The organism is Microbacterium paraoxydans, from assembly GCF_900105335.1.
GTDB classification, from domain to species: domain Bacteria; phylum Actinomycetota; class Actinomycetes; order Actinomycetales; family Microbacteriaceae; genus Microbacterium; species Microbacterium paraoxydans.
This window is the reverse complement of the sequence record NZ_LT629770.1, coordinates 1,124,022-1,146,791: the sequence shown is the minus strand read 5'-3', so window position 1 is coordinate 1,146,791 and position 22,770 is coordinate 1,124,022. Positions and strand designations below refer to the sequence as shown.

Here is a 22,770-nt window from a genome sequence, read left to right as displayed (position 1 = left end):
GGACGTCCGTCAGATCTCGACTCCCGGTCCGGCCGCCGAGCGCTGCGCGGCGAGCTCCCGGATCCGTGCTCGGGCCAGGAACCAGCCGCCGATGAGCGCAGGGATCAGCACGCCGAGGCTGGCGACCGTCCAGGTGCCCGTCGGATAGTCGAAGGCCATGAGCACGACGACGGACGCGAGGAACGCCAGCGTCAGATACGAGGTGTACGGTGCACCGAAGAGGCGGAGCGACGGGCGCTCGACGAGGCCGCGCCGCGACAGCCGGTACAGCCGGAGCTGGCAGAGGATGATGGTCGCCCAGGCCGCGATGATCCCCAGCGCGGACATGTTGAGCACGATCTCGAAGGCCTGTCCCGGCACCACCGCGTTCAGCAGGACACCAGCGAGGGCGAACACGGCGGTGACGAGGATCCCCACGACGGGCACGCCGCGACGGCTCATCCGCCCGGTCGCGCGGGGTGCGGCGCCCGAACTCGCGAGCGAGCGGAAGACCCGGCCCGTCGAGTAGAGCCCGGCGTTCAGCCCGGAGACCGCGGCGGTGATCACGATGAAGTTCATGGCGCTGCCGGCCACCGCCCCCACGTCCGGCCCTCCCACGTGCGAGAAGAACGTCACGAACGGGCTCTCCCCGGCGCGGTACACCGTGTATGGGAGCAGCAGGGCGAGGAGCAGCACCGATCCGACATAGAACACCGCGATGCGCAGGATCACCGAGTTGACGGCCCGGGGCATCACCTTCTCCGGGTCCGCGGTCTCGCCGGCGGCGGTGCCGATCAGCTCGATGGAGGCGTACGCGAAGACGACCCCTTGCATCACGATCACGGCGGGGAGCACCCCCTCCGGTGCGAAGCCTCCGTGCGCTGCGAGCATGGGGATCCCCGTCGGTCCCTCGTCGGTCTGCCAGCCGGCCGCGAGGAACACCACGCCGATCACGAGGAACAGCGCCAGCGCGGCGACCTTCACGAGCGCGAACCAGAACTCCATCTCGCCGAACAGCCGGACCGAGACGAGGTTGAGGCCGACGACGACGACCAGGGCGATCAGCGCGAGCAGCCACTGCGGCACGACGCGGAACGCCGACCAGTAGTGGACGTAGAGCGCCACGGCCGTGGAGTCGACGATCGCCGTCATGCCCCAGTTCAGCAGATACAGCCAGCCCGCGGCGAAGGCCAGTCTCTCGCCGAAGAACTCCCGCGCGTACGAGATGAACGATCCGGAGGAGGGGCGGTGGATGACGAGCTCTCCGAGGGCGCGGAGGATGAAGAAGGCGAACACCCCGCACACCAGATAGGAGACGGCCAGCAGGGGTCCTGCGGCGTTCAGGCGTCCGCCCGCCCCCATGAACAGTCCAGTCCCGATCGCGCCGCCGAGGGCGATCATCTGCAGGTGCCGCGCCTTCAACGCGGTGCGGTAGCCGGACTGCTCGTGGGAGAAGTCCTGCGCCGACGTCAGGACGTCGCCGAATCGCTCGCGGTCGTTCTCCTGTGCCTCCGCGGATCCTTCCGCCTTCGCGTTCTCGGTCGCCATCGCCTCTCCTGCCCTGGGAACGCATGGCGATCGAGTCGGCGCACGCGTCGGTACGGCCCGCCGCGTACGACGCTAGCGGTGCGCAGGCCCGTGAGGAGGTGCGCACCGGAATACAGCAGGGGCGTGTCCTCGCGGGGCGCGTCAGGCCGGTGCCACGGCGCCCCACGGCAGGGTGAGCTCCCCCAGCCGCCACCGGCTCCGCCCGCCCTGCACAGGCCAGCCCTGCGCGCGCAGCGCCGTCACCGCGGCGAGGAAGCGCTGCGTGGCGCCGAAGGTCGACAGGGGAGCGGCGCGCTCCCACTCCCGGTCCAGCTCGACCAGCAGCGCATGGATGCGCTCGCCGGGGACGTTGCGATGGATGAGGGCCTTGGGCAGCCGCTCCGCCACGATGCTCGGGACCTCGAGCCCGCGGAGGCGGAGGGAGACGGTGAAGCGGAGCGGCGTGCCGCCGGGATCGACGTCGACCCAGCTCGCCACGCGCCCGATCTCGTCGCAGGTGCCCTCCACCAGGAGCCCGTCCGGCGCGAGGCGGTGCGCCATCGTCCGCCAGGCGGCGGCCACCTCGGCCTCGTCATACTGCCGCAGGACGTTCATCGCCCGGATGACGGCGGGGCGCCGACCGCCGGGGAGCGGTACCTCGAACCCGCCGCGGGCGAAGGAGACGCGGAGATCGGCGGGAAAGGGGGTCCGGTCGGCCCGGACCTCGGCGAGCTGGTGCTCCGCGGTGGCCACCCGGTCCGGGTCGAGCTCCAGGCCGCGCACCTCCGCATCCGGCCGCACGCGTCGCAGCCGGGCGGCCAGCTCGAACGCGGTCACCCCGCTCGCCCCGAACCCGAGGTCGACGACGAGGGGGTCGGCCGCGCGTCGGAAGGCGGGGGAGGCGGCGATCCACCGGTCGTTCCGTCGCAGCCGGTTCGTCCCTGTCGTGCCGCGGGTCGGCCGACCGAGGGGAGATGACGCCATGCGTCCATCCTCCCTCCTCCGCCGCCGTGCCCGCTCCGCGCCCCGGATAAACTGGCGACATGACTGCGAAGCGCACCCTGATCCTGCTCCGCCACGGCCAGAGCGAGTGGAACGAACTGAACCTCTTCACCGGCTGGGTGGACGTCCGCCTGACCGCGCAGGGCAAGGGCGAGGCCCGTCGCGGCGGTGAGCTGCTCGCCGAGTCCGGCATCCTGCCCGACGTGCTGCACACGTCGCTGCTGAGCCGGGCGATCCAGACCGCCGACATCGCGCTGGATGCGGCCGACCGGCTGTGGATCCCGGTGAAGCGCTCCTGGCGGCTCAACGAGCGCCACTACGGGGCGCTGCAGGGCAAGGACAAGGCGCAGACGCTCGAGGAGTTCGGTCCGGAGCAGTTCCAGCTGTGGCGCCGCTCGTTCGACGTGCCGCCGCCCCCGCTGGACGACGCGAGCGAGTTCAGCCAGGTGGGTGACGCCCGCTACGAGGGCATCGACGGCGAGGTGCCGCGCACGGAGTCGCTCAAGCTCGTCATCGACCGTCTCCTGCCGTACTGGGACGCGGAGATCGTCCCCGACCTGGAAGCCGGCAAGACCGTCCTCGTGACGGCGCACGGCAATTCGCTGCGCGGCCTCGTCAAGCACCTCGAGGGCATCAGCGACGACGACATCGCCGGCCTCAACATCCCCACCGGCATTCCGCTGGTGTACGAGCTCGACGAGAACAACGCGCCGACGGGTCCCGGCCGGTACCTCGACCCGGAGGCCGCCGCCGCCGGTGCCGCGGCCGTGGCCGCCCAGGGCAAGAAGTAACCGAGACCCCGGTTTCACGCCGAGACCCCCTGCTGCAGGCGACTGCAGCAGGGGGTCTCGGCGATAAGGCGGGGGCTCGGTCAGGCGTGGCCGAGCTGCTCCTGCTGCTCCACCGCGAGGGCGATGTCCTCCTCCTCGACGTGCCAGTCGCCCGTCGCGAGGTAGACGACCTTCTTGGCGACGGCGACCGCGTGGTCCGCGAAGCGCTCGTGGTACCGGCTCGCGAGCGTCGCATCGACCGTGGCGACGGCCTCGCCCTTCCAGTTGTCGCTGAGCACCTTCTCGAAGACGCTGGCGTGCAGCTCATCGACGTCGTCATCGGCGTTGCGGATGGCATCCGCGAACTTCAGGTCCTGGGTGCGGAGGAGCTCCGTGAGCGTGCGGGAGATCTCCACGTCGAGCTCGCCCATCTTCACGAACGTGCCCTTGAGGCCCTTCGGGATCGCGCGCTCCGGGAAGCGCAGGCGGGCGAGCTGGGCGATGTGCTCGGACATGTCGCCCATCCGCTCCAGGGACGCGCTGACGCGGAGCGCCGTGACGACGATCCGGAGGTCGCGCGCGACCGGCTGCTGTCGGGCGAGGATCTCGATGGCCTGCTCGTCCAGCGCGACCGCGAGCTCGTCGATCTTGGCGTCGTCGGCGATGACCTCCTCGGCCAGCGCGACGTCGCTCGTGGCGAACGCGCGGGTGGCCTTGTCGATGGAGACGGTGACGAGCTCGGCGATCTCGACGAGGCGGGACTGCAGGTCCTCGAGGGACTGGTGGAAGACTTCGCGCATGGTGGGCGCAACCTTTCGTTCGGATCCGGCTGACGGTCCAGCGCGGGGCGGCGGGGCGTCCGCAGGGGTGAGGACTGCGCGCGCGCAGGCCTGAAGCGATTGTCTGCTCCGAAGGTTAACGAACGGTGCCCGGCGAGTGAATAGTACGTCTCCGCTCCCCGGGATGGCGCGGAAACCCGCCGGATCGACGGTGAACGCGCTCTACGCTGGAGTCATGACCCTGCCGCAGCTCGCGCTGTCCTCCCTCGCCATCGGGTTGGCGATCGGGGTGGGCCTCTCCCTCCTCGTCGTCTGGGCCTATCGGGCGCGGGCGCGGGCGGAGGAGGAGACATCGATGACGATCCCGCCCGGGATCACCGACGTGCTGCGCAGCATGGACGACGCCGCGTGCGTCGTCGACGTCTCCGGCCTCGTGCTCGCCACGTCGAAAGCCGCCGCACGGTTCGGGATCGAGGTCGGATCGACGCTCGAGAACCCGGAGCTCCGGCAGCTCGTGCGGGGCGTCCGCTCGACGGGGGAGACGGCGACCGAGTCGCTGCGCATCACCCGCGGCGGTCTCAGCCTCGACCCGCGCCTCGTGTCGGCCAGGGCGAGCGCCATCGGCACGCGCCTCGTGCTCCTCATCATCCGCGACGTGACCGAGCAGGAGCGCCTCGACCAGATGCGCCGTGACTTCGTGGCCAACACGAGCCACGAGCTCAAGACGCCCGTCGGGGCCGTGAGCCTGCTCGCCGAGGCCATCGAGTCCGCCGCCGACGATCCCGCCCAGGTGCGGGCGTTCGCGTCCCGGATCTCGGCGGAGGCGGGCCGGCTCGGTCAGCTCACCGGACGCATCATGAGCCTGTCCCGGCTGCAGGCGGAGGACGGGCTGACCGAGGTCGCCCCCGTCTCGATCGACGAGGTCATCGCCTCCTCGATCGAAGCCCATGTCGTGCAGGCCGACTCCGCCGGTGTGGAGCTCGCCCGCGGCGGCGACCGCGGCGTCTGGGTCCGCGGTGACGCGCAGATCCTCATCGAGGCCGTCGGCAACCTCATCGCCAACGCGATCGTCTACTCGCCCCGCGGCTCCCGGGTGGGCGTCGGGGTGAAGGCCGACGACGACGTCGTGGAGATCGCCGTGTCCGACCAGGGCATCGGGATCGCCGAGGCCGATCGCGAGCGCATCTTCGAGCGGTTCTACCGTGCCGACGAAGCCCGCTCGCGGCGCACCGGCGGCACCGGCCTCGGGCTGTCCATCGTCAAGCATGCCACTCAGCGGCACGGGGGAGAGGTGCGGCTGTGGTCGCGCCCCGGCCGAGGATCGACGTTCACCATCCGCCTGCCTCGCATCGACGCCCCCGCGAACAGCGGGCAGGGCAAGAAGAGCAAGAAGAAGCGCGCACGCAAGGGCGCCCCCGCGACCGGGGCGACGCGCGTCCGAAACGGAGAGACCGCATGACCCGCATCCTTCTCGTCGAAGACGAGCCCGACCTCGCCGACCCCCTCGCGTACCTGCTGCGCCGCGAGGGCTACGAGGTCGAGATCGCCGAGGACGGTCCCGGTGCGCTGACGGCGTTCCGGGAGCGCGGCGCCGACATCGTGCTCCTCGACCTCATGCTGCCGGGGATGCCGGGGACCGAGGTGTGCCGTCAGATCCGCTCGACGTCCGCCGTGCCGATCATCATGCTGACCGCCAAGGACTCCGAGGTCGACATCGTCGTGGGACTCGAACTCGGAGCGGACGACTACATCACCAAGCCCTACTCGTCGCGGGAGCTCCTCGCCCGGATGCGGGCGGTGCTGCGACGCGTCGTGCAGGCCGAGGGCGAGTTGGACGAACGGGTGCTGGAGGGCGGGCGCGTCTCGCTCGACATCGATCGGCACACGGTGGCGGTGGCCGGCGAGCAGATCAACATGCCGCTGAAGGAGTTCGAGCTGCTGGAGGTGCTGATGCGCAACTCCGGCCGGGTGCTCACGCGGGGCCAGCTCATCGACCGGGTGTGGGGGAGCGACTACTTCGGCGACACCAAGACGCTCGACGTGCACATCAAGCGCATCCGCTCGCGGATCGAGGAGAACCCCAGCGAGCCGGTGATGCTCGTGACCGTCCGCGGCCTCGGGTATCGCTTCGAGGGCTGATGACAGACGCGAGAGGCCAGCACCCACGGGTGCCGGCCTCTCCTCGACTCTGGGACTCAGTCCTGGGGAGCGAGGTCCGAGTAGTACGGCAGGGTGCCGTCGAGGACCGGGATCTCGGTCGTCACACCGGCGGAGTCGCCGGACTGGAAGTGCATCGCGACGGTCGCGCCGGGCATGGTGTCGAGTCCCGTGATCTCCACGGGCTCCTCGTCGGCGCCGAAGCTGATCCTTCCGCCGGCGGGCACCGTGATCTTGAAGGGATCGCCGCCCTCCAGCGACACCGTCAGGGTGGCGCGGTCCTGCGACGGGTTGACCACGGCGCCGACGAAGTTGCCGACCGTGCCGTCCTCGTTCGCGATGATCAGGGCGTTGCGCACGGCGATGGGGCCGTCCTGATCGGAGACGTTCACGCCGTCGGAGGCCGCGTACTCGATCTTCGTCGACTGCGGCGTGATGAACGTGCACCCGGTCGCGCCGAGCAGAACGAGGGCGCTGATGGCGGCAGACGCGACAAGGCGCGATTTCACGGGTCCTCCTGAGGTCCGACGGGATATCCCTCCCATTCTATGGGTAAGTCGGGAGCGCGCAGGGAACAGGGAGCGCGAACCTTAGCGCATATCCCCTGTGGTATCCTTGAGGTTGCCGAAAGGACATGTTTTTATGCTTTTTGAGGTTGGCGAGACCGTCGTCTATCCGCACCATGGCGCTGCGACCATCATCGAGGTCAAGGAGCGCATCATCAAGGGCGAGGCGAAGAAGTACCTGAAGCTCAACGTCACGCAGGGTGATCTCATCATCGAGGTTCCGGCCGAGAACGTCGACCTCGTCGGCGTTCGCGACGTGATCGGCAAGGAGGGCCGCGACCACGTGTTCGAGGTGCTGCGTGCGCCGTTCACCGAGGAGCCCACCAACTGGTCGCGCCGGTACAAGGCGAACCTGGAGAAGCTCGCGTCCGGCGATGTCATCAAGGTGAGCGAGGTCGTGCGCGACCTCTGGCGTCGCGACCAGGACCGCGGCCTGTCCGCGGGCGAGAAGCGGATGCTGGCCAAGGCCCGGCAGATCCTCATCTCGGAGCTGGCACTGGCCGAGAAGATCGACGAGGACAAGGCGGGCGCGCTGCTCGACGAGGTCCTCGCGTCCTGAGACGTCCTTCACGGAAGGCGGGTGCTTCGGCACCCGCCTTTCGTCGTTCCCGCGGGTAACGTGAAGCTGTGAGCATCCTCCCCGTCCCGCACACCGCGATCATCGTCGTCGCCGCCGGTTCCGGCACCCGTCTCGAGGCGGGGGCGCCCAAGGCCTTCGTCGGCATCGACGGACGGACCATCCTGCGGCACGCCCTCGACGGCGTGTTCGCTGCGGCTCCCATGCAGGTCATCGTCGTCGCCCCCGCGGGATACGAGGGCGACGCGCAGACCGAGCTGCTCGCGGCTGCCGGCGATCGTGCCGACCTGGGCCGCGTGGTCACCGGAGGGGCGACGCGGCAGGAATCCGTCGCGGCCGGACTCGCGGCGCTGTGGGGGGACGTGAGCACGGTGCTCGTGCACGACGCCGCGCGCGCGCTGACCCCGCCCGAGGTGATCGACGCCGTGGCGGCGGCCGTGATCGGCGACGCCGGTGCCGTACCGAGCCTGCCGGTCGTGGACACACTCAAGCGGGTCGCGGACGGTCTCGTCGTGGGCACCGTGGATCGTGCGGAACTCGCGGCCGCGCAGACGCCGCAGGGTTTCCCGCGTGGCCCGCTGGAAGCGGCTTACACGGAGGCGACGGCCCAGGGCGTCGAGTACACGGATGACGCGGCGCTCTTCGCCGCGGCGGGGCACGCGGTGCGGCTGGTGCCCGGCTCCGAGCGTTCGTTCAAGATCACCACCCCTGCCGATCTGGAGCGCGCCCGCCTCCTCGTCGCGACCGCGCCCGTCTCGTCTTCCGTGCCTCGCACGTCGGCTGTCGCCGAGCTCGGGCCGCGCGTGGGCATCGGCACGGACGTGCATGGGTTCGGCGGCGACGGGGCGCTGTGGCTGGCCGGGCTGGAATGGCCGGGGGAGCCCGCGCTCTCCGGGCATTCGGACGGGGACGCGGTCGCCCACGCGATCGTCGACGCCCTGCTCGGCGCCGCCGGGCTCGGTGACATCGGCGAGCACTTCGGTACAGCTCACCCGGAGTATGCGGGTGCGCACGCCGACGTCTTCCTCTCCCGCACCGCGGAGCTCCTGGCGGCGGCGGGGTTCATGATCGGCAACGTTTCCGTCCAGTTCCAGGGCAATCGTCCGCGGTTCAGCGGACGACGCGGGGAGGCCGAGGCGGTGCTGTCGGCGGCGCTCGGGGGTGCTCCGGTGGCCGTGACGGCCACGACGACCGACGGCCTCGGCTTCCCCGGACGGGGCGAGGGGATCGCGGTCACGGCCGTCGCGATCGTCATCCCGCGAGCGGATCAGGGTCTCTCAGCGCCCGCCGAGTAGGCTTGAGCGGTGACTCTCCGCCTCTACGACACCCGCGCACAGCTGCTGCGCGACTTCGTGCCTCTCGATCCCGAGAACATCACGATGTACGTGTGCGGACCCACCGTGCAGTCCGGCCCGCACATCGGCCATGTCCGGGCGGCCCTGAGCTTCGATCTCCTGCGCCGCTGGCTGACGCACCGCCACGGCCGAGTGACCTTCGTGCGCAACGTCACCGACATCGACGACAAGGTGCTCGCCAACGCCACGGACGCCGAGCCGTGGTGGGCGCTCGCCTACCGGATGGAGCAGGAGTTCGCCGCGGCCTACGCCGGCATCGGCATCCTGCCGCCCACGTACGAGCCGCGGGCGACGGCCTCCGTCCCGCAGATGCAGGAGCTCATCGCGCTGCTCATCGACCGGGGCCATGCGTATCCCGCTCCCGACGGGTCGGGCGACGTTTACTTCGATGTGCGCTCCTGGCCGTCCTACGGCGATCTCACCCATCAGTCGGTGGACGCGATGGAGGCGGCGCAGGACGCCGACCCGCGGGGCAAGCGCAACCCCCAGGACTTCGCCCTGTGGAAGGGAGCCAAGCCCGACGAGCCCGCCGATGCGACCTGGGCGTCGCCGTGGGGGCCGGGGCGTCCTGGCTGGCACATCGAGTGCTCGGCCATGGCGAAGCGGTACCTCGGTGCGGAGTTCGACATCCACGGCGGCGGCCTCGACCTGCGGTTCCCTCATCACGAGAACGAGCTCGCGCAGTCGACGGCCGCGGGTGACGGCTTCGCCCGCTACTGGGTGCACAACGGTCTCGTGACCGTCGACGGCCAGAAGATGTCGAAATCCCTCGGCAACTTCACCCTCGCGCGGGACGTTCTCGCGGAGCGGGACCCGCTGGTCGTGCGCTACGCCCTCGCCGCCGCGCACTACCGATCGAGCCTCGACCTCTCGGAATCGTCCTGGGCGGAGGCGGACGCGGCGCTCGGCCGTATCCGCTCCTTCCTCGATCGCGCAGTCCGCGCGGCCGGCGAGGAGATCGGTGCCGAGGACGCGCGGAGCCTGCCTGACGCCTTCGTCGAGGCGATGGACGACGACCTCGGCGTGCCGCAGGCACTGGCCGTCGTGCACGAGAGCGTGCGGGCCGGGAACTCGGCGCTGGACGCGGGCGACACCGGCACGGCCCTGGACGCGGCGCGGGCGGTGCTCGCCATGACCGGGATCCTCGGTCTGAACCCGCGCACGGGATCCGGCGCCGCTGGGGATGCGCAGGCAGCGGCGCTGGACGCGCTGGTGCAGGAGATGATCGCGCAGCGCGCCACCGCGCGCGCGGAGAAGGACTGGGCGGCGGCGGATCGCATCCGAGACGCGATCACCGCCGCAGGAATCACGCTGGAGGACACTCCGGCCGGAACTCATTGGAGTATCGATGGCTAAGCCAGGGCGCCCCGGCGCGAGCAAGGGAAACAAGAAGGGCCCGACCAAGGGCACGGGCGGTCTCGGGCGCAAGGCGCTCGAAGGGCGTGGCCCCACGCCGAAGGCGGAGGACCGCGCGTGGCACCCCGCCGGGAAGCGCAAGGCTGCGGCTGAGCGCTACGCGGCTGCGGGCGGCAAGGGCAAGCCCGGAGGGCGTCCCGCCTCCGGGGGCAACCCGAACCGCAACGCCAGGTCGAAGGACAACACCAACGACACCGAGACGGTCACCGGGCGCAACTCCGTGCTCGAGGCGCTGCGCGCGAAGATCCCGGCGACCGCGATGTACATCGCGCAGCGCGTCGAGATGGACGACCGCGTCAAGGAGATGCTGTCGATCGCGACCCACCGCGACATCCCGGTGCTCGAGGTCACCCGCCAGGAGCTCGACCGCATGGCCGGCTTCGACGGCGTGCATCAGGGAGTCGCCCTCAAGGTGCCGCCGTACGAGTACGCCCACCCGCAGGACCTCCTGGAAGAGGTCATCGATCGCGGCGAGACGCCCCTGTTCGTCGCCCTCGACGGGATCACCGACCCTCGCAACCTCGGAGCGATCATCCGCTCAACGGCGGCGTTCGGCGGCCACGGCATCATCCTGCCGCAGCGTCGTTCCGCCGGTGTGAACTCCGCGGCGTGGAAGACCAGTGCGGGCGCGGCCGCCCGCATCCCGGTGGCGCTGGCGTCGAACCTCACCACGCAGCTCAAGGAGTTCAAGAAGCAGGGCGTGTTCGTGCTCGGGCTCGACGGCGACGGCGACGTCTCGCTGCCGGCGCTGGAGCTGGCGGACCGTCCCGTCGTCATCGTCGTGGGCTCGGAGGGCAAGGGCTTGTCCCGCCTCGTGACCGAGACCTGCGACCAGATCGTCTCCATCCCCATCTCCGCGGCGACCGAGTCGCTGAACGCCGGCATCGCGGCCTCGGTCGCGCTGTACCAGGTCGCGACCGTCCGCGCCGCGGACTGACCGAGAGGAACACGCATGGCCCGCATCATCGTCCTGGGAGGAACCGGCTACGCCGGACGCCACATCGTCGCGGAGGCGGTGAGCCGCGATCACGCGGTCGTCGCCATCTCGCGCTCGACCCCCGCGGATCCGGTCGCGGGTGCGGCGTACGTGCAGGGGTCGGCGCTCGACCCCGCGACGCTGACTGAGGCGTTCGCGGGTGCCGATGCCGTGGTCTCCGCGCTCTCGCCGCGTGGCGACATGGAGGACCGTGTCCTCGAGGCGCTGACGAACGTGGTCGCGCTGCTCGACGGCACCGAGACCCGGCTCGGGGTCGTGGGCGGCGCGGGCGGCAGCCTCGTCGCGCCCGGTGGCCCCCGACTGTTCGATCAGGGGTTCCCCGAGGAGTACAAGCACGAGGCGCAGGTCGGCATCGACTCTCTCGCGCTCCTGGAGCGCACGGCCGAGAGCCTGGACTGGTTCTTCGTGCACCCGGCCGAGGTCTTCGGGCCGTGGGCCGAGGGGGAGCGCACCGGACACTACCGGGACGGCGGTGACGTGCTCGTCCGCGACGAGGACGGGAAGTCGTACATCTCCGGGGCGGACTTCGCCGTCGCGATCGTCGACGAGATCGAGCAGGGCAACCACCACCGCGAGCGGTTCACCGTCGGCTACTGACGCCGTCCGGCGCGGCGCCGACGGGCGGGCACGGTCTCAGACGAGGTCGCGCCAGTCCACCTCGTCGTCGTCGCCGAGCGCCAGCGTGCCGGTGACGACGGGGAGGCCCATCGTCTCGGTCGGCGGCCCCATGATGGTGGCCTCGTCGCGCCGGTGGCGGAGCACGTCGTTGATGTAGCTCGTCAGCACCTCCGCGAGGGCGACCGAGCGGCCCTGTGCCTGGGACAGGTACCAGCGGTGCTCCAGCACCTGGTGGAACACCTCGGCCGGCTCCAGCTTGGCGCGCAGGTCGTAGGGGATCGCGCGGACGACGGGCTCGAAGACGCGGGTGAGCCACTCGTGCGCGTACATCTCCTCGTCCGCCCACTGCTTGGTGGAGCGGGCACGGAACTCGTCGAGGTCGTTGAGGAGCCGCCGGGCCTGGTTCTCCTCGACGTCGAGACCGGTGAGGCGGATGAGCCGGCGCTGGTGGTGCCCGGCATCGACGACCTTGGGCTGGATCTCCACGACCGTGCCGTCGGCGGTCGTCGACATCGACATCTCGTCGATGTCGAAGCCGAGGGCGTTGAGCCGCTCGACGCGTTCCGTGATGCGCCACGTCTCGGCGGCGGAGAAGGACTCCTGCGCGGTGAGCTCGGCCCAGAGGGAGCGGTAGGACGACACGATGCCGTCCGCGATGGCGACGGCGTCGACCCCGTGCTCCAGGCGGCCGCCCGCGGCGAGGTCCATGATCTCGCCGGCGATGTTCGTGCGCGCGAGGTCCAGGTCGTAGGCGCGCTGACCGTCGGTGAGGCCCTCTTCGTGCAGCTCGCCGGTCTCCGCGTCCACGAGGTACGCCGCGAAGGCTCCGGCATCCCGGCGGAAGAGCGTGTTCGAGAGGGAGACGTCGCCCCAGTAGAAGCCGACGTTGTGCAGGCGCACGAGCAGGAGCGCCAGCGCGTCGACGAGGCGCGTGGCCGTGTCCGGACGGAGCACCCGGGTGAAGAGCGCCCGGTACGGCATCGAGAAGCGCAGATGCGAGGTGACCAGCGCGGCGGGGAGCGGCGCCCCCGCCGCGTCGGTGCGCCCCGCGATGACCGCGACGCGTTCCACGCACGGCACGTCGAGTCGCGACAGGTTTCCGAGCATCTCGTACTCCCGGCGCGCCATCTCCGTCGTCGTCTCCTTGACCGCCACCACCCGCCCGGAGAGGTCCGCGAAGCGCACGAGGTGGCGGGAGAGGCCCTTGGGCAGCGAGACGATGTGCTCGGACGGCCACTTCTCCAGAGGCGTCGACCAGGGCAGAGCGAGCAGACCGGGGTCGACCGTCTTGGCGGTGATCCGGAGGGATTCCTGCATGGGGGCTCCTGAGGGTGCCGGGGAAACGACGCGGCGCGGGCGACCGAAGTCAGCCCGCGCCGCGGTGGAGTGTCCGATCAGGCCGAGACGACCGGCTTGTCGTTCAGGCGGTCGCCCGACTCGAGGTCGAACGCGTGCACGTGACCCGGGTTCGCGGCGAGGGTGACGGTCTCGCCGGCGTTCGGGTGGTTGCGGCCGTCGACGCGGGCGACGAGGTCGGTGCGCTTGCCGTTGATCTCCGTGTGGCCGTAGAGGTAGCCGTCGGCGCCGAGCTCCTCGACGAGGTCGACGACGACCGACAGGCCCTGGCCGTCGGCCGGGCCGACGGTGATGTCCTCGGGGCGGACGCCCACCGTGACCTGCGAGCCGTTGGCGCGGCCCACGGTGTCGCGGTCGAGCGGGACGATCTCGGTGCCGAAGCGCACGCCGCCGTCGGCCAGGTCGGCCGAGAACAGGTTCATCGCGGGGGAGCCGATGAAGCCGGCGACGAAGACGTTCTCCGGCTTCTCGTACAGGTCGCGCGGCGAGCCGACCTGCTGGAGCAGGCCGTCCTTCAGCACGGCGATGCGGTCACCCATGGTGAGTGCCTCGGTCTGGTCGTGCGTGACGTAGACCGTGGTGACGCCGAGACGACGCTGCAGCGACGCGATCTGCGTACGGGTCTGGACACGGAGCTTCGCGTCGAGGTTCGACAGCGGCTCGTCCATGAGGAAGACCTGGGGCTGACGGACGATCGCGCGGCCCATGGCGACACGCTGACGCTGACCACCGGAGAGGGCCTTCGGCTTGCGGGTGAGGTACTGCTCCAGGTCGAGGAGCTTCGCGGCCTCGAGCACGCGCGCGGCGCGCTCCTCCTTGCCGACGCCGGCGATCTTGAGCGCGAAGCCCATGTTCTCGGCGACGGTCATGTGCGGGTACAGCGCGTAGTTCTGGAACACCATCGCGATGTCGCGGTCCTTCGGCGGCACGTCGGTGACGTCGCGGTCACCGATGAGGATGCGGCCGGAGTTGACCTCTTCGAGGCCGGCGAGCATGCGGAGGGAGGTGGACTTACCGCAACCGGAGGGACCGACTAGGACGAGGAACTCGCCGTCTCCCACCTCGAGGTTGAGCTTGTCGACAGCCGGACGGGTGCCGCCGGGGTACAGGCGGGTGGCCTCGTCGAAAGTCACAGATGCCATCGTGTTTCTCCTTCACCGGCAGGTACGTGCCGGACGATCCGTAGTGAATGAAGCGGCGGAGCGACCCGCCGTGACCCTTCATCGGGTCGGGATCAGTATGGCACGAACGCCCGCACCTGGGTATTTCTCAGCCTCACTGGTTAGCATCGAACCCGGCCGTGCGCAGCGGCGATCACCGCCCGACGGTGGTCGGGGCCAACCCGGACCCCCTGAGACTCAAGAGGAACGATGTCGAGCGACGAAACGCCGAACGTCCCCGCCCCTCGCAATTCGCGCGAGGCCGTGCGGGAGAAGGCACAGAAGGTGCACGCCCAGCAGTCGCGGGCGCGTCTCATGCGACGGATCATCATCGGTGCGGTCGCGATCATCGCGGTCGGTGCGATCGGGACCGCCGTGACGCTCGCCGTGACCTCGCAGACGTCCAAGCCGCAGCTCAGCCCGAGCGGCATGGAGGCGGATGGCGTCGTGGTGACGGACATCGCCTCCGCCGCGATCGCCGGTACCCCTTCCGCGACGCCGGAGCCCGAGCCCAGCGAGGCCGGCGCCAGCGAGACGCCGTCGCCCGAGCCGTCCGCGGCGGGTGCTGTCGAGGTGCACATCTACGTCGACTACCTCTCGCCCGACGCGGGCAAGTTCGAGCGCGCCAACGCCCGGCTGCTCGCGCAGTGGATCGAGGACGGCGCCGCGACCGTCAGCTACCACCCGGTCGCTCTGCTCACCGCCAGCTCCAACGGCACCAAGTACTCGCTGCGTTCCGCCGCCGCGGCCGCCTGTGTGGCGACGCACTCGCCGGACCAGTTCTACGCGTTCAACCACGACCTGCTCGATGACCAGCCCGATGTGGGCAGCGACGGGATGTCGGACGAAGAGCTCGCCAACCTCGCGGGGGCTGTCGGCGTGGACAACGGCAAGACCGTGCGCTCCTGCATCCAGGACGGCGACTACGTCAGCTGGGCGAAGGAGGCGACGACCCGCGCGCTCGAGGGGCCGCTCCCCGGCTCCGACGACCTCGTGCTCACGGCCGCACCGATGATCGTCGTGAACGGCGAGGCCTACGTCGGCGCGCTGGACGACCCGCAGGAGCTGTCGACGTTCGTCATGTCGGTCGCCAGCGAGGCCTACTACGAGTCGGCGACTCCGACGCCGAGCCCCACGGCCACGTCGGCGCCGGCGAAGTAGTCCGCCGCGCGTCCGCGCCATCGCTAAGCTGTGATGGCATCCGCCGACTTGGCGCAATTGGTAGCGCACCGTACTTGTAATACGGGGGTTACGGGTTCGAGTCCCGTAGTCGGCTCCATACGGGAAGGCCCGCATCCCCCGGGAGACACGGGGAATGCGGGCCTTTCGCGCATCTCGGCGAGGAGTGCTGCTCACTTCACCGGCACCCACGGCCCCAGCGCTAGGCTCTGCGCATGAGCGCACCCGCGGACGAGCCCGGCCCGTCGCTGATCCCGCAGCGGCTCGCACTGCAGCGACGGAGGACGTGGGCGATCGTGCTCGCCGTGTTCTGGACGGTGAGCGCCGCCTGGTGGCTGAGCTCTGGTCTTCTGACAGGAGTGCCGTGATGTCAGGGCGCCCGCATATCGCGTAGCACGTCGGAGGGTGTTATGTTACTGGGGTGCAGGTGGTCGGCACCCCGCCCCGGCCACCTGCGCATCTTTCCGCCCGCCACGGGAATGTTCGCGCCGCTCGCTGCGGTTGTCTCGGACATGACCCGCATCGGCTCCAGTGACCTCGACGTCTTCCCCCTCGCCCTCGGCGGCAACGTGTTCGGCTGGACCGCCGACCGTGACGCCTCCTTCGCCGTCCTCGACGCCTTCGTCGACGGGGGTGGCGACTTCATCGACACGGCGGACTCCTACAGTGCCTGGGTTCCCGGCAACGAGGGTGGCGAGAGCGAGACGATCATCGGGGCATGGCTCGCGTCGCGGCGGCCCCAGGGCGTCGTCGTCGCGACCAAGGTCAGCCAGCATCCCGCCTTCCGCGGTCTGTCGGCCGGGAACGTCCGCCGCGCGGCGGAGGCGTCTCTCGCTCGCCTCGGCGTGGACGAGATCGACCTCTACTACGCGCACTTCGACGACGAGTCCGTGCCGCTGGAGGAGACCGTCGAGGCGTTCGGCGCCCTCGTCACGGACGGGCTCGTGCGGCACGTGGCGGTGTCGAACTACACGGCCGACCGCATCCGGCAGTGGATCGACATCGCGGACCGCCTCGGCGTCGCGCGACCGGTCGCCGTCCAGCCGCACTACAACCTCGTGCACCGCAACGACGTCGATGACACCATCATCCCCGTCGCTGAGGAGTTCGGGCTGAGCCTCGTGCCGTACTACGCGCTGGCGAGCGGCTTCCTCACCGGCAAGTACCGTTCGACGGATGCCGGGGGAGAGGGGTCTCCGCGGGCCGCCGGCGCCGCGAAGTACGCCACCGCGGCTGGACTTCGGATCATCGACGCGCTGGATGAGATCGGCGCCGCGCACGACGCATCCGTCGCCGCGACGGCCCTGGCCTGGCTGCGGGCGCAGCCGACCGTGGTGGCGCCCATCGCGAGTGCCCGGACGGTGGATCAGGTTCCGGATCTGCTCGCCGGAGCGCGGCTGGAGCTGTCGACAGCGGAGGTCGAGCGCCTGAACCGCGTGTCGGCCTGGACGCCGCCACAGGACTGACCCGCTCTCACCGCCCGACGAGGCCGAGCCGGTGGGCGAGGATCACAGCATGGATCCGATCCCGCGCCCCGAGCTTCGCCAGGATCCGCCCGACATGCGTCTTGACGGTGGACTCGCCGACGTAGAGGGACGCCGCGATCTCGGCGTTGGTGAGCCCGCGGCCGATCGCGACGAACACCTCGCGCTCGCGCTCGGTCAGGGAGCGGTACCCGGCGTCGTCGACCTCGTCGAGGGCGCTGGTTCCGAGCTGCGAGCCGACGTGCTCCAGCAGCACGCGGGTCACCCGCGGCGCCAGCGCGGCGTCTCCGCGATGGACGGCACGGACGGCGGAGAGCATCTCGTGGCGCTGGGCGTCTTTCAGGAGGAACCCGCTGGCACCGGCCCGGATCGCGCCGAAGGCGTACTCGTCGAGGTCGAAGGTGGTGAGGACGAGCACCTTCGTCTCGGGGTGGGCGCCGACGATGGCCGTCGTCGCCGCGATCCCGTCGAGCTCGGGCATGCGGATGTCCATCAGCACGAGGTCCGGGGCGAGCGCGGCGCTCTGCGCGATCGCCGCCTTCCCGTCGGCGGCTTCGCCGATCACGACGATGTCGGGCTCCGCCTCCAGGACCATGCGGAACCCCAGGCGGATCAGCTCCTGGTCGTCGACCAGGAGCACACGGATGGGCGATGTCATCTGTTCTCCTCCTCTGTCGGCAGGACGGCACGGAGGATCCATCGGCCCGCGCCGTCCGGCCGTGACTCCAGTGTGCCGTGCACGTGGGCAGCGCGTTCCTGGAGACCTCGGAGACCGAAGCCTCCTTCGCCCGGAGAGCCCGCGACGCCGTCGTTGACGATCTCGACGACCACGGTAGCGGGCGCGTACTCCAGACGCACGGCCGCGGCCGTCGCGGTCGGCGCGTGCCGCATCGCGTTCGTCACCCCCTCCTGCACGATCCGTCCGAGCGCATGGGCGACGTCGGACGAGACATCCGCCTGCCCCGTCGTGGCGAGGGTGACCGGATAACCGGTCCGCTGCGCCGCCGCGACGGTCTCCTGTGGAGAGGCGGGCGAGACCGGCGCGAGGAGGAGCGGGGCGTCGTCGTCCCGGAGCACGCCGAGCATCGCCCGCATCTGCGTGAGCGCGCTGCGGGCGGTGTCCGCCGCAGAGGTGGCCGCCGCGCGCGCCTGTTCGCGGTCCGGGGTGGCGGCCGCACCCTCGGACAGCGCCACGACCACGGTCAGGGAGTGCGACACGATGTCGTGCATCTCGCGTGCGATCCGCGCCCGCTCCGCCGCTGCGGCGAGCTGCGCCTGCTGGTCGCGCTCCACGAGGAGCTGCCGGGAGCGGTCGATGACGGCGTCCAGGTAGCGCTTCCGGTTGCCGACGTTCGCGCCGATCAGGGTGCCGATGAGACCGAGCACGACCGTGCCGAGCAGGGCGTTGACCGCCTCTTGGAGTGTGAAGACGCCGGCCCAGAGGAGAAGTCCGGCTCCCGAGGCGCTGGCTGCGACGCCGATGCCGAAAGCGGTCCACGCGGCACGGGTGGAGCGGTAGACGGCGAGGGAGTAGCCGGCGAAAAGCAGCAGCGGGCTGCTTCCCGGCAGCGCGGTGAAAAGCAGGAAGACCTCGAGCAGGATCGCGGCGATCGCGGGGAGCCACGGCTTCCGTCGGCGCCAGAGCAGGGTGGCGGAGGCGGCGACCACGCAGAGCGGCAGCAGGGCGGCGAGCACGAGCCCGACGGGGCCGCGGTCGGCATCGTCGATGCGCGCGGCGGGTGTGATCGTGAGGACGATGCAGAGCAGGGTGAGCAGGACGTCGGCGAGGACGGGATGGCGCGCCCAGAAACGCCGGAACACGCCGGGAGGACGAGGGAGCCGCAGCCCCTCGTCCTCCCGGACGGTGTCCGTTCCGCGTCGCTTCGCCGGCACCCGGTCTCCTACGCGTCGCGCGTGCGGAGGACGGCCCACGCGGCCAGCAGACCGCCGACCACCCAACAGCCGAGGGTGAGGAAGGCGACTGGCGCATCCAGTGTCGCCGCGTCACCGGGCAGGATCGCGCTCTGCGCGGCGGCGACCGGCAGGTAGGCGGAGGCGTCGATCACCCAGGCCCAGGCCTCTCCCGCCATCGCGAAGAAGCTCGCGACGATCGGCAGGACGAACAGCAGACCGACCGTCGCCGCGATCGCTCCGGCACCCGAGCGCAGGATGAAGCCGAACGCCACGCCGATCAGCGCGAAGACGGCCATGGCGAGGGAGGCGACCACGATCGGCAGGACGGAGGCCGCGGGGTCCGACCAGTCGATGCCCTGCTCCCGTCCCGCGACCACGGCGGACACGGCGACCGCGGCGACGCCGAAGATGACCAGCGACGACAGGAAGAGGAAGCCCGCGAGCACGAGCGACTTCGCCAGCAGCACGGACCCGCGGATCGGGTCGGCGGTCAGCGTCGAGCGGATCATGCCCGTGGAGTACTCGCCGGTCACCGAGATCGCTCCGATGATGCCGGCGAGCAGCATCGTGAACTGGATCGGCATGACGACGGCCTGGATCGGGTCGAACCCGGGGGCATCGATCGCCTGGGCGATGAGGACGGCGATGCCGATCGTGAGCACGGCGGCGATCGCGATGGACCACCACGTCGACCGGAGGGTGATGAGCTTGATCGCCTCGCCGCGCACGGCTCGTGCGAAGGTGAGGCGGCGACCCGAGTCGACGGCTGGGGGCGCGACGGCCGGGGTCGTCACGGCGGGGGCGGCGGTCATGAGAGCTCCTTCGTGCGGTACTCGACGGCGTCGCCGGTGAGGGCGAGGTAGGCCTCTTCGAGGGATCCGGTGGTCGGGGTGAGTTCGTGCAGCGGGATCCCGCGCTCCGCGGCGAGGTCGCCGATGCGCGCTGCCGGGAGCCCCGCGATGTCGAGCAGATCGGGAGCGGCGCTGACGATCTCCACGTCCGGACCGCCCACCGCGGCCACGAGGTCGGTGGGGCGGGGTGTCCGCACGCGCACGCGGTTGGTCGTCCAGGAGCGCACCAGCTCGGCCAGCGGAGCGTCGGCGAGGACCTTGCCCCGTCCCATCACGATGACGTGGTCTGCGGTCTGCGCCATCTCGCTCATGAGGTGACTGGACAGCAGGACCGTCCGGCCCTCGGAGGCGGCATGCCGGACGAACTGCCGCACCCAGCGGACGCCCTCCGGGTCGAGGCCGTTGACCGGCTCGTCGAGGATGAGGGTGTGCGGGTCGCCGAGCAGTGCGGAGGCGATCCCGAGGCGCTGCCCCATGCCGAGGGAGAACTTCCCGGCGCGCTTGCGGGCGACCGCGCCGATGCCGGCGAGCTCGATGACCTCGTCGACGCGCGACGTCGGGATGCCGTGCGTGGCGGCCATGGCCCGGAGGTGGTCGCGCGCGGTCCGACCGGTGTGCACGGCCTTGGCATCGAGGAGCACGCCGACCTCGGTGAGGGGCGCCCGGAGCTTGCGATACTCCTGGCCGGCGACGGTCGCCCGGCCCGCCGTCGGACGGTCCAGCCCGACGATCATGCGCATGGTCGTCGACTTCCCTGCGCCGTTCGGTCCGAGGAAGCCGGTGACGGTCCCCGGCTGCACGGTGAAGGACACGCCGTCGACGGCGGTCTTGTCCCCGAATCTCTTGGTGAGGCCTTCTGCGGTGATCATGGTCCCCACGCTACGGACCGCCGCGCCGCGGCGCGTCCTCCTGCAGGACGATTCCCTGGTGCGGTGCGCTCGTCCTCCAGGAGGACGGTGCCGTGGAGGACAGGTGCGCGCGGAGGCTCCGATAGTGTCGAGAGGTGACCCCCGCACGCCGCCTCCCCGCCCCTCTGGCGCTCGGGGGAGCCGTCGCGATCGGAGTCATGACCGCGATCCAGGCGCGCATCAACGGGGTCCTGGGCGTGCGCGTGGACAACGGCATCGTCGCCGGCTTCCTGTCCTTCGCGGTGGGATTGGTGGCCCTCGCCGTGGTCATCTCCTTCCTGCCTTCGGCGCGCCGTGGTGCCATGCGCCTCGGCCGCGGCATCCGCGATCGGAGCATCCCGTTCTGGATGCTCCTCGGGGGCGCCTGCGGCGCTCTCACCGTCTCCACCCAGGGGCTGACGGCGGGCATCCTCGGCGTCTCCCTCTTCACGGTGGGTGTCGTGGCAGGGCAGACGCTGCACGGCCTCGTCCTCGACCGCATCGGCTTCGGGCCGGCCGGCGTCGTGGCCGTGACCCCCGGTCGGGTGATGGGCGGGGTGCTCGCGCTCGCCGCGGTGGGGATCTCCCTCTCGGGCGACGTGCTGGCGACCGCCCCGCTGTGGATGCTGCTGCTGCCCTTCGCCGCCGGCGTCGGTATCGCCTGGCAGGCGGCGACCAACGGGCGGCTGGCACAGCGCGTGCAGTCGCCGATCGCCGCGACACTCATGAGCTTCATCGCCGGGACGCTGGTGCTCGCGGTCGCCGCCGGCACCAGCGTCGCCGTGCGGGGATGGCCGGCCGCGCTGCCGACCGAGCCCTGGCTCTACCTCGGCGGCTTCCTCGGTGCGGGCTACATCCTGCTCGGCGCGTTCATCGTCGCGCACACGGGCGTGCTGCTCATGGGGCTGGGATCGGTGCTCGGGCAGCTCGTGACGTCGGTCGTGATCGACCTGCTCTGGCCGGCGCAGGCGGGACCGGCGCTGTGGCAGGTGGTCGCGATGGTGGTCGTCGCGGTCGGCTCGGTCCTCGTCGCGGTGCCCTGGCGTCGCCGCCGGCTCTAGGAGCCGCTCTTCTTGGCGGCCTTCTTGGCTTTCTTCTTTTCCCTCTTCTTCGCCTTCTTGCGCGCCTTCTTCTCGGCCTTCTCGGCCTTCTGCTTCTCGGCCTCCTGTGCGGCCGCCTCAGCAGCCGCCCGCGCCTCCGGAGAGAGTTTCGGCGGTCGGGTCAGGAGCGCGCGGGCGTCGACGGTCTTGCGGCGGCCCGGGCTCTTGCCCTCGGGTTTCGCCCCGACATAGAGCCAACCGAGGAGCTCCTCGTGCGGCCCCAGCCCGTGCATGCGCGCGACCGGCTCCGAGCGCGTGTAGTGTCCGGTGCGCCAGATGACGCCCCACCCCGCCTCATCGAGCAGCAGGCTCAGCACATGCGCGACCCCGGAGGCCACCGCCTCCTGCTCCCAGCGCGGGACCTTCTCGCTCGGACGGTAGCTCGCGACCACCGCGATGAGGAGCGGAGCCCGCAGCGGCTTGGTCGACGGCTCCGCGTCCCCCTGAGCCTCGGCGATCGCGGCACCGAGCGCCTCGCGGTCCGCGCCGCGGAGCTCGATCAGACGCCAGGGACGCAGCGAGGAATGGTCGGCGACGCGGCCGGCGGCGCCGACGAGCGTCACCAGCTCCTCGCGCCCCGGAGCGGTGTCGCCGACCTTCGACCAGGACTGCCGTGCGCGGACGGCGTCGAGGGCGCTCACGACTCGTCGGGCGTGAAGTTCAGCGCGATCGAGTTCATGCAGTAGCGGTCACCGGTGGGGGTGCCGAAGCCGTCCGGGAAGACGTGGCCGAGGTGCGAACCGCAGGTCGCGCAGCGGACCTCCGTGCGCACCATGCCGAGACTGTCGTCCTCGAGCAGCTCGACCGCATCCGGCCGGACCGACTCGTAGAAGCTCGGCCAGCCGCAGCCGGAATCGAACTTCGTGCCGCTCTTGAACAGTTCGGCTCCGCAGGCGCCGCAGGTGTAGAGGCCGGCGCGCTCCTCATCGAGCAGCTCACCGGTCCACGCCCGCTCGGTCGCCGCCTGGCGCAGCACGGCGTACTGCTCTTCGCCGAGCTCGTCGCGCCATTCGTCTTCGGTCTTGTTCACGCTGTAGGGCATCGTGTCCTCCTGAGTCCCCTCCATTCTCCCTCGTGCGGGGGCGTCGATGGCGCT

Annotated in this window: 24 protein-coding genes and 1 tRNA gene; 13 read left to right on the top strand and 12 right to left on the bottom strand. The window is 71.0% G+C overall.

The features are described 5' to 3' along the window. Positions 1–9: 9 nt before the first annotated feature. Both BLU02_RS05745 and BLU02_RS05740 read right to left on the bottom strand, forming a co-directional pair. A complete protein-coding gene (locus tag BLU02_RS05745; protein WP_082750026.1) occupies positions 10–1,527 on the bottom strand; it encodes an amino acid permease in 1,518 nt (505 codons plus the stop codon). Between the two features lie 141 nt (positions 1,528–1,668). Further along, the gene (locus BLU02_RS05740) at positions 1,669–2,490 is read right to left on the bottom strand and encodes a class I SAM-dependent methyltransferase (protein ID WP_060921934.1); all 822 of its coding nucleotides are present in this window, start codon (positions 2,488–2,490) and stop codon (positions 1,669–1,671) included. Between the two features lie 59 nt (positions 2,491–2,549). Between BLU02_RS05740 and BLU02_RS05735 the strand changes: the two genes are divergently transcribed. Beyond that, positions 2,550–3,299, top strand: coding sequence for a phosphoglyceromutase (locus BLU02_RS05735; protein ID WP_060921933.1), 750 nt, complete (start codon positions 2,550–2,552; stop codon positions 3,297–3,299). 80 nt (positions 3,300–3,379) lie between these two features. Here the strand turns inward: BLU02_RS05735 and phoU are convergent, their stop codons facing one another. Next, positions 3,380–4,078 carry a phosphate signaling complex protein PhoU gene (phoU, locus tag BLU02_RS05730; RefSeq protein WP_025104304.1) on the bottom strand — a complete coding sequence of 233 codons (699 nt, stop codon included), beginning with the start codon at positions 4,076–4,078 and terminating at the stop codon, positions 3,380–3,382. Positions 4,079–4,292: 214 nt separating this feature from the next. Between phoU and BLU02_RS05725 the strand changes: the two genes are divergently transcribed. Further along, positions 4,293–5,516, top strand: a complete 1,224-nt coding sequence (locus tag BLU02_RS05725) for a sensor histidine kinase (RefSeq protein WP_060921938.1) — start codon at positions 4,293–4,295, stop codon at positions 5,514–5,516. Further along, complete coding sequence (locus tag BLU02_RS05720; RefSeq protein ID WP_060921932.1) at positions 5,513–6,196, top strand: response regulator; 684 nt, start codon at positions 5,513–5,515, stop codon at positions 6,194–6,196. The genes BLU02_RS05725 and BLU02_RS05720 overlap by 4 nt, the downstream gene beginning before the upstream one ends. Positions 6,197–6,252: 56 nt before the next feature. Here the strand turns inward: BLU02_RS05720 and BLU02_RS05715 are convergent, their stop codons facing one another. Next, on the bottom strand, positions 6,253–6,723 hold the full coding sequence (locus BLU02_RS05715; RefSeq protein WP_060921931.1) for a hypothetical protein: 471 nt from the start codon (positions 6,721–6,723) through the stop codon (positions 6,253–6,255). Between the two features lie 133 nt (positions 6,724–6,856). Here BLU02_RS05715 and BLU02_RS05710 point away from each other — a divergent pair, with 133 nt between their 5' ends. The 5 genes from BLU02_RS05710 (at position 6,857) to BLU02_RS05690 (ending at position 11,722) form a co-directional block, all read left to right on the top strand. Continuing rightward, a complete protein-coding gene (locus tag BLU02_RS05710; protein WP_060921930.1) occupies positions 6,857–7,339 on the top strand; it encodes a CarD family transcriptional regulator in 483 nt (160 codons plus the stop codon). A gap of 68 nt (positions 7,340–7,407) precedes the next feature. Next, positions 7,408–8,652 (top strand): 2-C-methyl-D-erythritol 4-phosphate cytidylyltransferase, encoded by a 1,245-nt coding sequence (ispD, locus tag BLU02_RS05705; RefSeq protein WP_060921929.1) that lies wholly within the window; start codon positions 7,408–7,410, stop codon positions 8,650–8,652. A gap of 9 nt (positions 8,653–8,661) precedes the next feature. Beyond that, positions 8,662–10,068 carry a cysteine--tRNA ligase gene (cysS, locus tag BLU02_RS05700; protein WP_060921928.1) on the top strand — a complete coding sequence of 469 codons (1,407 nt, stop codon included), beginning with the start codon at positions 8,662–8,664 and terminating at the stop codon, positions 10,066–10,068. After that, on the top strand, positions 10,061–11,065 hold the full coding sequence (gene rlmB, locus BLU02_RS05695) for a 23S rRNA (guanosine(2251)-2'-O)-methyltransferase RlmB (RefSeq protein WP_060921927.1): 1,005 nt from the start codon (positions 10,061–10,063) through the stop codon (positions 11,063–11,065). The genes cysS and rlmB overlap by 8 nt, the downstream gene beginning before the upstream one ends. A gap of 15 nt (positions 11,066–11,080) precedes the next feature. Beyond that, positions 11,081–11,722: an NAD(P)-dependent oxidoreductase gene (locus BLU02_RS05690; RefSeq protein WP_060921926.1), complete on the top strand. Its 642-nt coding sequence runs from the start codon at positions 11,081–11,083 to the stop codon at positions 11,720–11,722. 36 nt (positions 11,723–11,758) lie between these two features. Here the strand turns inward: BLU02_RS05690 and BLU02_RS05685 are convergent, their stop codons facing one another. After that, positions 11,759–13,060 (bottom strand): DUF4032 domain-containing protein, encoded by a 1,302-nt coding sequence (locus tag BLU02_RS05685; RefSeq protein ID WP_060921925.1) that lies wholly within the window; start codon positions 13,058–13,060, stop codon positions 11,759–11,761. A 77-nt stretch (positions 13,061–13,137) separates the two neighbouring features. Then, positions 13,138–14,241, bottom strand: coding sequence for an ABC transporter ATP-binding protein (locus BLU02_RS05680; protein WP_060921924.1), 1,104 nt, complete (start codon positions 14,239–14,241; stop codon positions 13,138–13,140). Between the two features lie 228 nt (positions 14,242–14,469). On the opposite strand from BLU02_RS05680, the gene BLU02_RS05675 reads away from it, so the two are divergent. From BLU02_RS05675 to BLU02_RS05665, 4 genes are all read left to right on the top strand, one after another. Next, on the top strand, positions 14,470–15,420 hold the full coding sequence (locus BLU02_RS05675) for a DsbA family protein (RefSeq protein ID WP_060921923.1): 951 nt from the start codon (positions 14,470–14,472) through the stop codon (positions 15,418–15,420). A gap of 42 nt (positions 15,421–15,462) precedes the next feature. Beyond that, positions 15,463–15,538 (top strand) — tRNA-Thr (locus BLU02_RS05670). Between the two features lie 115 nt (positions 15,539–15,653). Beyond that, positions 15,654–15,806: a hypothetical protein gene (locus BLU02_RS17410; protein ID WP_157547019.1), complete on the top strand. Its 153-nt coding sequence runs from the start codon at positions 15,654–15,656 to the stop codon at positions 15,804–15,806. Between the two features lie 144 nt (positions 15,807–15,950). Next, a complete protein-coding gene (locus tag BLU02_RS05665) occupies positions 15,951–16,904 on the top strand; it encodes an aldo/keto reductase (RefSeq protein WP_060921922.1) in 954 nt (317 codons plus the stop codon). 7 nt (positions 16,905–16,911) lie between these two features. Here the strand turns inward: BLU02_RS05665 and BLU02_RS05660 are convergent, their stop codons facing one another. Genes BLU02_RS05660 through BLU02_RS05645 form a run of 4 tightly spaced genes read right to left on the bottom strand, consistent with a single transcriptional unit; the run spans position 16,912 to position 20,556 of the window. Continuing rightward, on the bottom strand, positions 16,912–17,580 hold the full coding sequence (locus BLU02_RS05660; protein WP_060921921.1) for a response regulator: 669 nt from the start codon (positions 17,578–17,580) through the stop codon (positions 16,912–16,914). Continuing rightward, positions 17,577–18,815 (bottom strand): sensor histidine kinase, encoded by a 1,239-nt coding sequence (locus BLU02_RS05655; RefSeq protein WP_231919649.1) that lies wholly within the window; start codon positions 18,813–18,815, stop codon positions 17,577–17,579. Before BLU02_RS05655 ends, BLU02_RS05660 begins: the two co-directional genes overlap by 4 nt. Before the next feature lie 8 nt (positions 18,816–18,823). Beyond that, a complete protein-coding gene (locus tag BLU02_RS05650) occupies positions 18,824–19,648 on the bottom strand; it encodes an ABC-2 transporter permease (protein ID WP_060921920.1) in 825 nt (274 codons plus the stop codon). Beyond that, positions 19,645–20,556 carry an ABC transporter ATP-binding protein gene (locus BLU02_RS05645; protein WP_060921919.1) on the bottom strand — a complete coding sequence of 304 codons (912 nt, stop codon included), beginning with the start codon at positions 20,554–20,556 and terminating at the stop codon, positions 19,645–19,647. The genes BLU02_RS05650 and BLU02_RS05645 overlap by 4 nt, the downstream gene beginning before the upstream one ends. 164 nt (positions 20,557–20,720) lie before the next feature. Here BLU02_RS05645 and BLU02_RS05640 point away from each other — a divergent pair, with 164 nt between their 5' ends. Further along, positions 20,721–21,635, top strand: a complete 915-nt coding sequence (locus BLU02_RS05640; protein WP_060921936.1) for a DMT family transporter — start codon at positions 20,721–20,723, stop codon at positions 21,633–21,635. Here the strand turns inward: BLU02_RS05640 and BLU02_RS05635 are convergent. Continuing rightward, a complete protein-coding gene (locus tag BLU02_RS05635) occupies positions 21,632–22,315 on the bottom strand; it encodes a nitroreductase family protein (protein ID WP_082750025.1) in 684 nt (227 codons plus the stop codon). The genes BLU02_RS05640 and BLU02_RS05635 overlap by 4 nt on opposite strands. Beyond that, positions 22,312–22,716, bottom strand: coding sequence for a peptide-methionine (R)-S-oxide reductase MsrB (msrB, locus tag BLU02_RS05630; protein ID WP_025105523.1), 405 nt, complete (start codon positions 22,714–22,716; stop codon positions 22,312–22,314). Before msrB ends, BLU02_RS05635 begins: the two co-directional genes overlap by 4 nt. Between the last annotated feature and the right edge of the window lie 54 nt (positions 22,717–22,770).

Excerpts from the sequence above, each read along its gene's own strand:
- BLU02_RS05660 (WP_060921921.1), bottom strand. The coding sequence starts at position 17,580 with ATGACATCGCCCATCCGTGTGCTCCTGGTCGACGACCAGGAGCTGATC.
- BLU02_RS05745 (WP_082750026.1), bottom strand. The coding sequence starts at position 1,527 with ATGGCGACCGAGAACGCGAAGGCGGAAGGATCCGCGGAGGCACAGGAG.
- BLU02_RS05735 (WP_060921933.1), top strand. The coding sequence starts at position 2,550 with ATGACTGCGAAGCGCACCCTGATCCTGCTCCGCCACGGCCAGAGCGAG.
- BLU02_RS05650 (WP_060921920.1), bottom strand. The coding sequence starts at position 19,648 with ATGACCGCCGCCCCCGCCGTGACGACCCCGGCCGTCGCGCCCCCAGCC.
- BLU02_RS05720 (WP_060921932.1), top strand. The coding sequence starts at position 5,513 with ATGACCCGCATCCTTCTCGTCGAAGACGAGCCCGACCTCGCCGACCCC.
- rlmB (WP_060921927.1), top strand. The coding sequence starts at position 10,061 with ATGGCTAAGCCAGGGCGCCCCGGCGCGAGCAAGGGAAACAAGAAGGGC.
- msrB (WP_025105523.1), bottom strand. The coding sequence starts at position 22,716 with ATGCCCTACAGCGTGAACAAGACCGAAGACGAATGGCGCGACGAGCTC.
- BLU02_RS05665 (WP_060921922.1), top strand. The coding sequence starts at position 15,951 with ATGACCCGCATCGGCTCCAGTGACCTCGACGTCTTCCCCCTCGCCCTC.
- phoU (WP_025104304.1), bottom strand. The coding sequence starts at position 4,078 with ATGCGCGAAGTCTTCCACCAGTCCCTCGAGGACCTGCAGTCCCGCCTC.
- BLU02_RS05675 (WP_060921923.1), top strand. The coding sequence starts at position 14,470 with ATGTCGAGCGACGAAACGCCGAACGTCCCCGCCCCTCGCAATTCGCGC.
- BLU02_RS05680 (WP_060921924.1), bottom strand. The coding sequence starts at position 14,241 with ATGGCATCTGTGACTTTCGACGAGGCCACCCGCCTGTACCCCGGCGGC.
- BLU02_RS05690 (WP_060921926.1), top strand. The coding sequence starts at position 11,081 with ATGGCCCGCATCATCGTCCTGGGAGGAACCGGCTACGCCGGACGCCAC.
- BLU02_RS05645 (WP_060921919.1), bottom strand. The coding sequence starts at position 20,556 with ATGATCACCGCAGAAGGCCTCACCAAGAGATTCGGGGACAAGACCGCC.
- BLU02_RS05725 (WP_060921938.1), top strand. The coding sequence starts at position 4,293 with ATGACCCTGCCGCAGCTCGCGCTGTCCTCCCTCGCCATCGGGTTGGCG.
- BLU02_RS05685 (WP_060921925.1), bottom strand. The coding sequence starts at position 13,060 with ATGCAGGAATCCCTCCGGATCACCGCCAAGACGGTCGACCCCGGTCTG.
- BLU02_RS05740 (WP_060921934.1), bottom strand. The coding sequence starts at position 2,490 with ATGGCGTCATCTCCCCTCGGTCGGCCGACCCGCGGCACGACAGGGACG.
- BLU02_RS17410 (WP_157547019.1), top strand. The coding sequence starts at position 15,654 with ATGAGCGCACCCGCGGACGAGCCCGGCCCGTCGCTGATCCCGCAGCGG.
- BLU02_RS05710 (WP_060921930.1), top strand. The coding sequence starts at position 6,857 with ATGCTTTTTGAGGTTGGCGAGACCGTCGTCTATCCGCACCATGGCGCT.